Consider the following 10,602-nt stretch of genomic DNA (forward strand, 5'->3'; position numbering starts at 1 on the left):
GGTGCTCGGCCTCCTGACGGACTTCCTGGACTTCGCCCTGGGACAGCCGCTTCTGTACACGTTCCTACGCCCGCCCTCTGGAAGGCGGCTGATCCGAGCCCCGACGACGCCGCGGGTCAGGAACCGGGTCGCAACGAGTTCCGGTACGGCGGCATGAACCGCGTCCGCGGCATCTGGTCGGCCAGCACGCCGCCGTCCACGACCAGGGTGGCTCCGGTGACGTAGCGGGCCGACTCCGAGGCCAGGTACGCGACAGCGCCGGCCACGTCGTCCGGCCTGCCGTACCCGCCGCGCAGCGGGATGCGCTCCTCCCACGCCGCCTCGAAGGCCGCGCGGTCGAAGGGGAAGTCGCCGTCGATCGGGGTGGCGATCATGCCGGGCGCCACGGCGTTGACGGTGATGCCATGGGCGCCCAGCTCGGCGGCGAGCGAGCGGGTGATCAGCTCCAGGGCGCCCTTGGAGGCGTTGTAGTGGGCCAGCCCGGCTTCGGCCATGAGGCCGTTCTTGGAGGAGACGTTGACGATCCGCCCCCGCACGCCGTCCGCGATCATGTGCTCGGCCACCCGCTGCGCCAGGAAGAACGGCGCGTCGCAGTTGACCCGCATGACGGCCTGCCAGCCGGCCACGGTGATCTCGTTGAAGTGTTCGAGGCGGGCCACCCCGGCGTTGTTGACCAGGACGTGGATCGGCCCGTGGTCGCGGCGGACCGCGTCGGCCAGCCCGGCCAGGCCCTCGGTGTCGGCCAGGTCGAAGCCGTAGTCGCAGCCCGCGCCCGGCCGGTCGACGGTGATCACCCGGTGGCCGTCGGCCGTCAGGCGCGCGGCGATGGCCGCACCGAGGCCCCTGGCGGCCCCGGTGACCACGGCCAGTCCGGTCATGACAGCCCCAGCAGGTCGAGCGACGGGCGGTGGATCAGCTTCTCGATCTCCTCCGGGTCCAGGGGCGGCAGGCCGGGGATGCCGGGGACGGCGCCGACGGCCCGCAGCCCCTCCACCGAGGCGTCCACCGTGGTGAAGGGGTAGTCGCTGCCGAACAGGAGCTTGCCCCACACCCCGTAGTCCTGGGCCAGGCGCAGGCTGTGCCAGAGCTGGAAGGGGCGGTAGTGCAGGGCGGAGACGTCGGCGTAGACGTGGCGGTGCTTGCGGATCACCGCGATGCACTCACCCTCGTACGGGTGGCCGAGGTGGGCCAGGACCATGCGCAGCTCCGGATGCCTGATGGCGACCTCGTCCAGGTGCACCGGCAGCGCGTAGCGCAGGGGCGCGGCCGAGACGAACGTGGTCCCGGTGTGCACGAGCAGCGGCAGGCCGTGGCGGGCGGCGTAGGCGTACAGGTCGTCCAGCTCGGGCGCGGCCGGGTCGAAACCGGCGTACATCGGCATGAGCTTGATGCCGCGCAGCCCAAGGTCGCGGTGGCCGTGTTCCAGCTCGTCGCGCCAGCTGGGCTGGGTGGGGTCGAGCGACAGGTAGCCGATGAGCCGGTCGGGGTGCTCGCCCGCGTAGGCGGCCACGGCGGCGTCGTCCACCCACAGGCCCGAGCGCCTGGCCTTGCCGCCCACCACGACGGTACGGGTGCCGGCGGGCGAGGTGGCGGCGTAGTCCGCCCAGCGCACGGTCAGGTCGACGTGGCCGCCGTGCGCGCGGGCGGACTCGGCCGCGAACGGGTCGCCGACGTCGTCCGGGCAGGTGAAAAGATGGGAGTGGACGTCAACGATCACGCTTCTCCCAGCCCTCCTTGAACATGTTCCAGAACCGGTGGGACGGCGGGTGCTCGGCGAAGACCTCGTCGGCCAGCTCGACGCCGAGCCCTGGCCGCTCCGGCAGGCCGACATGACCGTCGATCACGGGCAGGACGCCCTTCAGCGCGTCGAAGACGTACGGCTCCAGCATGCCGTCGAACGTCTCCAGGACGAGCAGGTTCGGCATGCCGAGCACGGCGTGCACGGAGGCCGTGGTGCACAGCGGGGAGTTGGAGTTGTGCGGGGCGACGAGCATGGCGTGCACGTCGGCCTGCGCGGCCAGCTTCCTGATCTCGGTGAACCCGCCGGCCATCGACAGGTCGGGCTGGATGATGTCGACCGCGCCGGTGGCGAACAGCCGGGCGTACTCGTAGCGGTTGTGGAAGTGCTCGCCGCCGGAGATGGGCATGGAGGCGCGGGCGCGCAGCTCGGCGTAGCGCTCGATGTGCGTCCACGGCAGTGGCTCCTCGAACCAGCCGAGGTCGAACGGCTCCAGTTCGCGCACGAGCCGGACGGCGGTCGGCATCGCGAACCGGGCGTGCCCCTCGACGAACAGGTCGAGGTCGGGCACGGCTTCGCGGACGGCCGCGACGATGTCGACCGAGAGCCGCAGCTCGGCCCGGGACAGCTCGCCCAGACCGGCGCCGAACGGGTCGAACTTCAGCCCGGTGTAGCCGCGGGCGGCGACCTCCTTGGCCTTGGCCGCGAACACCTGCGGGTCGCGCTCGCCGGTGTACCAGCCGTTGGCGTAGACCCGTACGGAGTCGCGGCAGGCGCCGCCGGTCAGCCGGTAGGCGGGCACGCCCAGCGCCTTGCCCATGATGTCGTAGAGCGCCTGGTCGACGCCGGAGACGACGATGCCGCCGACGTCGCCGCCGCGCAGGAAGTCGCCCTGGTACATCCGCAGCCAGATCTCCTCGACGTCGAAGGGGTCGGCGCCGATCAGGTGGCGCTGCGCCATGGCCTCGGTCAGTGAGCAGGTCTCCCGGCCCCGGTAGGGGTGGGTGATCTCGCCGATGCCGCTCAGCCCTTGGTCGGTGTGGATGCGCACGTAGGAGAAGTCGCGCCAGGCGGTGCCCAGCGAGAGGGTCTCGACGCGGCTGATCCGGCCGGCGGGGCCGGCCGGGCGGCTGGTGTCAACGGTGAGCATCGGCGCCGCCCATCGTGCTGGCGTCGGTCAGGTCGAGTACGTCGCCGCGGGCGAGCCTGGCCGCGGTGGCGGCCGCCTCCAGCAGGTGGTCGGCGTCGGCGTCGGTGTGGGCGTAGGAGACGTGGCTGCGCTTGAGGTTCAGTGGCAGCTCGAAGACGCCGTGCTCCAGCAGCCGGCGGCGGTACCCGATGAACATGTTGGCATCATTGCGCAGCAGGTCGTCGTAGGTGCGGGCGGGTCCGGTCATGAAGTAGCCGACGAAGACCGAGCCGTACCCGCTGACCAGCGCCGGGATGCCCAGCGAGGCGAAGACCTCGGCCAGGCCGGTCCTGATCCGCTCGCCGAGGCGGAAGACGTGCTCGTGCACCGGCTCCTCGCGCAGCTTGCGCAGCGTGGCCAGGGCGGCCGCCACGACGGCGGGGTGGCCGTTGTAGGTGCCGGCGAAGAAGGCGGGGCCGCCGGGCCGCGAGCTGAACAGCTCCATGAGATCGGCGCGGCCTCCGAGCGCGCCCACGGGGTAGCCGTTCGCGATCGCCTTGCCCATGGTGGTGAGGTCGGGGGTGATCCCGCAGATCGCCTGCCAGCCGCCCAGGTGGTGGCGGAAGCCGGTGATGACCTCGTCGAAGATCAGCACGCTGCCCGCCCTGGTGCACTCGGCGCGGAGCGTCTGCAGGAACTCCTGCTCGGGCAGCAGGCAGCCGACGTTGTGCGGCACCGGCTCCAGGATGACGGCGGCGATGTCGTCGCCGTGCTCGGCGAACGCCCGGCGTACCGCCTCGGGGTCGTTGAACGGCAGGACCAGCGTGGCCTGCAGCACCTCGGGCAGGATGCCGGTCGAGATCGGGTCGTGCGTGCCGACCTTCTCCGGCGCGGAGATCACGTTGAGGCTGACCGCGTCGTGCCAGCCGTGATAGCAACCCTGGAACTTCACCACGAGCCGGCGGCCGGTCGCGGCTCTGGCCACGCGCAGAGCGTGGAAGGTGGCCTCGCTGCCGGTGCTGGTCAGGAGCACCTTCTCCACGCTCGGCACGAGCTCGGCCAGCGTCTCGGCGAGCTCGACCTCGCCTGCGGTGACGCCGACGCCGCACAGGTCCACCGTACGGCCGGCCTCGGCGACGGCCGCGCCGACGTCGGGGTCGTTGTGGCCGAGCAGCGGCGGGCCGAAGGCGGCGTGGTAGTCGACGAACTCCCGTCCTTGCGAGTCGCGGAAGCGGGCGCCGGCGGCATGGGTGATCACCAGGTCGGTGAGCCCGGGGATGCTGCGCTGCCCGCTGTTCACGCCGCCGGGGATGACCTGGCGTGCGCGCTCGGCTAGGTGCTTCAAATCTCTCTCCTCCGACGCGCCTCCCGGCCCGGCCCGGCCGGGGAAGCGCTGATGATCCGCCACAAATTCCGAACAGTGTTTGGCAAGACCGAACAGATGAGGGAGATTGAAACACGAGAATGGGTGGGGGTCAACGATGAATTCCGCTAAGCTGTTCGGCTGTGACGAACACTGCTGCTGAGGAATCGCGATATTGGGTCCGCAGCGTCGCCCGCGCCGCCGAGGTGCTGGAGGTCCTGTCCCGCGTGGGGCAGGGTGGCGGCATGAGCGTGACCGAGGTCGCCGCGGCCTGCGGGCTGAGTAAGAGCGCCGCCTTCGCCACCCTCTACACGCTGCGCGGCTACAGCCTGGTCGCCGACGATGGCGAGGGCATGAACCGCCGCTACCGGCTGGGCATGGCGCTGGCCAGGCTGGGCGCCAGGGCCCAGGAGCAGCTCTCGCTGCGCGACGTGGCCCGTCCCGCGCTGGTCAAGCTCACCGAGCGCACCGGGATGAACTCCAGGCTCGCGGTGCCCGAGGCCGGCCAGGCGGTCGTCGTCGACCAGGTGAGCAACGGCGAGCGCATCCAGGTCGACCTGCGGATGGGCACCAGGGAGCCGCCCCACTGCACCGGGCTGGGCAAGGCGCTGCTGGCCGAGATGAGCGACGAGGAGGTCGCCAGGGTCGTCGGCCACGTCGGCCTGCCACGCCGCACCGGCAACACGATCACCGAGCTGCCGTTGCTGCTGGCCCACCTGAAGACGGTCAGGGAGCTCGGCTACGCGGTCGACGACGAGGAGGACGCCGACGGCATCTTCTGCATCGGCAGCGCGCTGCGCGACCACACCGGCGCCTGCGTGGGCGCGATCAGCATCACCTCGCTCAAGCGCGACCTGCCCGCCTGGCGCTACCAGGAGCTCGGCCGGGAGGTGAGAGAGACCGCGGCGACGATCTCCCGAGGTCTCGGCCATCCCACGTGACGGCTTGACAGACCCGCCCCCCACTGTCTAGCGTCCTCGCCAATCGTTTCGGGCGAAGATCCGACTCCGAGCGCCGCGGCCCCGGCGCCGGACGTCTGGGCCGCAGCACCGCCGCCTGCCCGCCTTCGCACGTCGCCCGGCCTTCCATCACCCCGTTCCCCGAAGGCCTCCCCCCATGAACCATGTAGCCGACGTCGCGCGCCTTTTCGCGCTCGACGCCTCCCGACTCGCCGACGGCACGCTGCTGCGTGTCGCGGGCTATCACCGCGCCGGTGACGGCGGCGGCAAGCTCGTCCGCTGGGACGCCGCCTCCACCGCGCCCGCCAACGGCGGCACCGTGCTCGGCTCCGCGCCCAAGGGCCGCTGGATCCAGTTGCACGACGGCTGCCTCGACTTCCGCGCCTTCGGCGTCTTCGACGACAAGACGCCCGCCGACGCCGCCCTGGAGGCCATGGTCGGCGATCCGGCCGTGACCAGGATCGAGGCTCACACCGATCTCAACTTCGTCAAGCGCCACAAGTTCCAGCGCTCCGGTCTGGTGCTCGACTTCGGCGGCCACACCATGACCACCGCCGGCATCGAGAAGAACTCCCACGACAACCCCTTCGGCGCGGTCCTGTTCTTCCAGGGCGAGCGGACCGGGACCACCGTCACCGGCACGCTCACGGCCACGATCCCCGACCTGGCCGACGTCTTCGAGGTCGACTCCCGGCAGTTCCGGGTCGGCCAGTGGTGGGCCGTGGAGGTCGACGCGCTGGCCGGCACGTACGAGCGCGAGCTCCAGCGACTGGTCCAGATCACCCAGGTCGTCGACGGCCGGCACGTCCGGGTCAACTACAAGAACGGCTGGGAGCTGGCCGCCGGCCGTACGCTGACCTGGACGCTGATCCGGCCGGTCGAGCGCGTGCACGTGCGCGACCTGCGCTTCGAGGCGGCCCCGGGCGGCGACGAGTACACCGGCTCGCACCCGATCGCCTACGAGTACGCCGTCCACTGCGACGTCGAGGACGTGCACGCCACCGGCAGCTTCTGGCCGGTGATCATGCGACGCTGGTGCACCCACTTCCGCACCGAGCGCTGCAGCCTGAAGAACCCCCCGACCGTCATGTACGGCGGAGCCGGCTACCTGACCCAGCAGATCTACTGCCTGTACGGCCACGTCGCCGACTGCACCACCTCCAACGTCCGCCATCTCAACGACTTCACCGCCAGCGCCTACTGCACGGTCGAGAACTGCCACGGCGACGGCGACGACGAGGGCGGCAACCCCTTCACCACCCACGGCCAGTACGAGCACGACCTGGTCTTCACCGGCAACTCCGGCCTCATGGACATCGCCAACAGCGGCGCCCTCTGGGGCACCAGCGCCAAGCGGATCACCGTGCGCAAGCACCTGTGCTCGTGGTTCGTCGCCGGAACGAAGATCACCGACCTGACGCTGGAGGACGTCCGGGTGATCCCGCGCTCGACGTTCGACCCGGCGGGAACGCTCCAAGTGAACGCCGACGGCCTGCACATGCGCGGCTGCTCGGCGAAGACCGTCGCGATCGGCCAGCGCTCCGACCGCTCCGGACGGCCCAACGTCATCGAAGGCTGCTCCTTCGACCTGCCCCAGGGCCAGGTGCTGGTGCAGACGCCGGTGAGCAACGCGCTGCACTTCAAGGAGTGCGTCCTCACCGGTCTCGACGGCGCCACCCTGCGCGGCTCCGGCGCCCTGCGCTTCACCGGCTGTGTCCTGAGCGGATCGGGCAAGGTCTCGGTGGGCTCGGCCGACGTCGTGATCAGCGGCGGCCGGCTCGACGGCGTGCAGATCGAACTGAGCGCCGTACGCGACCAGCGGCTGCGCCTGGAGGGCGTCACGCTGGAGAACGCCTCGCTCGCCCGGGCCGCCGGTCCGGGCGTCCTGACCTGGGAACTGGCCGCCTGCACGGCCACCGCCACCCGCGTCGGGCTGTCCACGGGCGACAACCGCTTCCGCGCCACCGGCTCCCGGTTCACCGGCGGCCGGCTCGACCTGACCGCCGCCACCGTCCTGGTGCACACCGGCTGCACCGAGGAGGGCGTCGAGCGTGCCTTCCCACCCGCCGGCCCCCGCGTCCTCATCGCCGACACCCTCGCACTGTAAGGAACCCCCCATGGAACGTCGTGACATCCTGCGCGTCACCGGTTTAGCGGCTGTCGGCACCGTCCTGATGGCCAAGCCCGCGCTCGCCGAGCCGGACAAGAAGCCCAAGGACGAGGTGCACGCGGTCGCCACCGTCGCCGAGCTGCTCGCCTTCGAGGCCGCCAAACTGGCGGACGGAACGCTGGCGCAGGTCGCGGGCTATCTCAAGCCGGGTGACGGCGGCGGCAAGCTCGTCCGCTGGGACGCCGCCTCCACCGCGCCCGCCAACGGCGGCACCGTGCTCGGCTCCGCGCCCAAGGGCCGCTGGATCCAGTTGCACGACGGCTGTCTCGACTTCCGCGCCTTCGGCGTCTTCGACGACAAGGCGCCTGCGGACGCCGCCCTGGAGGCCATGGTCGGCGATCCAGCCGTGACCAGGATCGAGGCCCACACCGACCTCAACTTCGTCAAGCGCCACAAGTTCCAGCGCTCCGGCCTGGTGCTCGACTTCGGCGGCCACACCATGCGCACCGTCGGCATCGAGAAGGCGGGCCAGGACGACCCCTTCGCGGCGGTCATGTTCTTCCGCGGCAAGGTCACCGCCACCACGGTCAGCCACAAGCTGAGCGCCGCGGTGCCCGACCTGTCGGACGTCTTCGAGGTCGCCGACTCCGGCGCCTTCAAGGTCGGGCAGTGGTGGAGCGCCGAGGTCAACGCGCTGTCCGGCCGCTGGGAGCGCGAGCTGCAGAAACTGGTCGAGGTCACCCAGATCGTCGACGGCACGCACATCAGGGTCAACTACAAGAACGGCTGGGAGCTGGCCGCCGGCCGCACGATCACCTGGACCCTGGTCGAGCCGGTCGAGCGCGTGCACGTGCGCAACCTGCGCTTCGAGGGTGTCGCGGACGGCGACCAGTACACCGGCTCGCACCCGCTGGCCTACGAGTACGCCGTCCACTGCGACGTCGAGGGCATCCACGGCACGGGCACGTTCTGGCCGCTGGTCATGCGACGCTGGGCCACCCACTTCCGCACCGAGCGCTGCACCCTGAAGAACCCCGCCAGCGTGACCTGGGGCGGGGCCGGCTACCTGACCCAGCAGATCTACTGCCTGTACGGCCACGTCCGCGACTGCCACACGGCCAACGCCCGCCACCTGAACGACTTCACCGCCAGCGCCTACTGCTACGTGGAGAACTGCCACGGCGACGGCGACGACCAGGGCCCGTTCGTCACCCACGGCCAGTACGAGCACGACCTGACCTACACCGGCAACTCCGGCCTGATGACCTTCGCCAACTCCGGCGCGGCCTGGGGCTCGGCGGCCAAGCGGATCACGGTGCGCAAGCACGTCTGCTCGTGGTTCGTGGCCCGGGTGAAGGTCACCGACCTGACGCTGGAGGACCTCCAGGTCATCGGCAAGCCGTCGCTGGAGGGCTCGGGCATGATCTGGGTCAACGCCGACGGCGTGCAGATGCGCGGCTGCTCGGCCAGCCACACGCTGATCGTCTCCCAGCAGTCGAAGTTGTCGCGCCGGCCCAACCTCATCGAGGGCTGCGTCTTCACCGTCCCGGCCAAGAGCGAGATCTTCCAAGCGAACGTGACCGCGCCGCTGCACGTCAGCCGCACCACGTTCCACGGCCTGAACGGCAACGCCTTCAACGGCGCCGACCTGCGCCTGTCCGGCTCGACGCTGAACGGCGCCGAGGGCGCGGCCCCGCTGGTCCTGGCCGGTGCGGTGTCGCTGACCGGCTGCACGGTGAAGGGCGTGGGCCTGGCCGCCGCCGGCAAGGCCGACCAGCGCATCCGCCTCGACGGCGGCACCGAGCTGGCCGAGGCCGGGCTGTCGCGGGTGGAGGCCGCCGGGCTCGTCTCCTGGCAGCTCGCCGGGGTCCGCAGCCAGAACGCCGGAGCCCACGTCCAGCTCGACTCCGGCAGAAACCGTTACGCGGCGACGGGCTGCCAGTTCGGCGGCGGCCGGCTGTCGATCAAGGCCTTCGAGGTGGTCCAGCACACGGGCAACGTCGAGGAAGGCGTGGCCAGGGAGCTGCCGGCCGACGGCCCGAAGGTCCTCACATCAGGAAATTTGGTGATTTAGGTGCGAAAGATAACGCTGGCGGTCGCGGGGGCGGGCAACCGGGGGCAGACCTACGCCTCCTGGATCGCCGCGCACCCCGATCGCGCGGAGCTGGTCGCCGTGGCCGACCCCGACCCCGCACGCCGGGCCAGGCTGGCCGGCCCCGGGGTGCGCGAGTTCGGCGACTGGCGCGACCTGCTGCGCGAGCGGGTGGCCGACGCCGTCGTCCTGGCCACCCAGGACCGCCTGCACGTCGAGCCCGCCATCGCCCTGGCGCGGGCGGGCTACGCGCTGCTCGTCGAGAAGCCCATGGCGCCGACCGAGGAGGAATGCCGCGAGATCGTGTCGGCCGTCGGCGAGACCGGCGTGCTGCTCGCCGTCTGCCACGTGCTGCGCTACACGCCCTACACCGCGCTGGTGAAGCAGACCGTGGACAGCGGCGTGCTCGGCGAGGTCATGAGCGTCGAGCACCTGGAGCCGGTCGGCTGGTGGCACCAGGCGCACTCCTACGTGCGCGGCCCCTGGCGCAGCGAGCGCCTGGCCAGCCCGATGCTGCTGGCCAAGTCCTCCCACGACCTCGACTGGCTGACCTACGTCACCGGGCTCAGGATCGAGCAGGTCGCCAGCTTCGGCTCGCTCGGTCACTTCAGGCCCGAACGGCGCCCGGCGCAGGCCGCCGACCGCTGCCTCGACTGCGTCCTGGAGCCCGGGTGCCCGTACTCGGCTCCCCGCCTGTACCTCAACCGCGGCTACGACTGGCCGACCAGCGTCCTCGGCGACAACGAGGAGCAGGTCATGGACGCCCTGCGCACCGGCCCGTACGGCAGGTGCGTCTACGCCTGCGACAACGACGTGGTCGACCACCAGGTGCTGGCCATGCAGCTGACCGGCGGCGCGACCGCGACGTTCACCATGACCGCCTTCACCGAGCAGACCCACCGCCAGACCAGGATCTTCGGCACCCACGGCCGGCTGGTCGGCGACGGCGAGTCGGTCGAGGTCCTCGACTTCCGCGACGGCCGCAGCAGCCGGCGCAGCGTCGCCGGGACCGGCTCGAACGCCGGCGACGGCCACGGCGGCGGCGACGACGGCGTGATGGACGCCTTCGTCACCGCGCTGGCCACCGGCGACCCCGCACACGTGCGCTCGGGCCCCACCGAGTCGCTCCACAGCCACCTCGCGGTCTTCGCCGCCGAGAAGGCCCGGCACAGCGGCACGGTCGTCACCGTGCCCGCATCCTAGGAAGGAAC

8 protein-coding genes are annotated in these 10,602 nt (G+C 71.4%); 4 read left to right on the top strand and 4 right to left on the bottom strand.

Annotated elements, in window-relative coordinates; translation table 11 throughout:
- Positions 1-116: 116 nt before the first annotated feature.
- From ACBR40_RS08390 to ACBR40_RS08405, 4 genes are read right to left on the bottom strand one after another with little or no spacing between them, the layout of a single operon-like run.
- Positions 117-878, bottom strand: a complete 762-nt coding sequence (locus tag ACBR40_RS08390) for an SDR family NAD(P)-dependent oxidoreductase (RefSeq protein ID WP_371248183.1) — start codon at positions 876-878, stop codon at positions 117-119.
- Complete coding sequence (locus ACBR40_RS08395) at positions 875-1,717, bottom strand: amidohydrolase family protein (RefSeq protein ID WP_371248184.1); 843 nt, start codon at positions 1,715-1,717, stop codon at positions 875-877. Before ACBR40_RS08395 ends, ACBR40_RS08390 begins: the two co-directional genes overlap by 4 nt.
- The gene (locus tag ACBR40_RS08400; protein ID WP_371248185.1) at positions 1,707-2,888 is read right to left on the bottom strand and encodes a mandelate racemase/muconate lactonizing enzyme family protein; all 1,182 of its coding nucleotides are present in this window, start codon (positions 2,886-2,888) and stop codon (positions 1,707-1,709) included. The genes ACBR40_RS08395 and ACBR40_RS08400 overlap by 11 nt, the downstream gene beginning before the upstream one ends.
- Complete coding sequence (locus tag ACBR40_RS08405) at positions 2,875-4,212, bottom strand: aspartate aminotransferase family protein (protein WP_371248186.1); 1,338 nt, start codon at positions 4,210-4,212, stop codon at positions 2,875-2,877. The genes ACBR40_RS08400 and ACBR40_RS08405 overlap by 14 nt, the downstream gene beginning before the upstream one ends.
- Before the next feature lie 161 nt (positions 4,213-4,373).
- Here ACBR40_RS08405 and ACBR40_RS08410 point away from each other — a divergent pair, with 161 nt between their 5' ends.
- From ACBR40_RS08410 to ACBR40_RS08425, 4 genes are all read left to right on the top strand, one after another.
- Positions 4,374-5,171, top strand: a complete 798-nt coding sequence (locus tag ACBR40_RS08410; protein WP_371248187.1) for an IclR family transcriptional regulator — start codon at positions 4,374-4,376, stop codon at positions 5,169-5,171.
- Positions 5,172-5,346: 175 nt separating this feature from the next.
- On the top strand, positions 5,347-7,296 hold the full coding sequence (locus ACBR40_RS08415) for a hypothetical protein (RefSeq protein WP_371248188.1): 1,950 nt from the start codon (positions 5,347-5,349) through the stop codon (positions 7,294-7,296).
- Positions 7,297-7,306: 10 nt separating this feature from the next.
- Positions 7,307-9,373 (top strand): hypothetical protein, encoded by a 2,067-nt coding sequence (locus ACBR40_RS08420; RefSeq protein ID WP_371248189.1) that lies wholly within the window; start codon positions 7,307-7,309, stop codon positions 9,371-9,373.
- Positions 9,374-10,594, top strand: coding sequence for a Gfo/Idh/MocA family oxidoreductase (locus ACBR40_RS08425; protein WP_344207380.1), 1,221 nt, complete (start codon positions 9,374-9,376; stop codon positions 10,592-10,594).
- Positions 10,595-10,602: the final 8 nt, after the last annotated feature.

It is taken from the genome of Nonomuraea sp. AD125B, from assembly GCF_041402765.1.
Taxonomy (GTDB): Bacteria; Actinomycetota; Actinomycetes; order Streptosporangiales; family Streptosporangiaceae; genus Nonomuraea; species Nonomuraea bangladeshensis.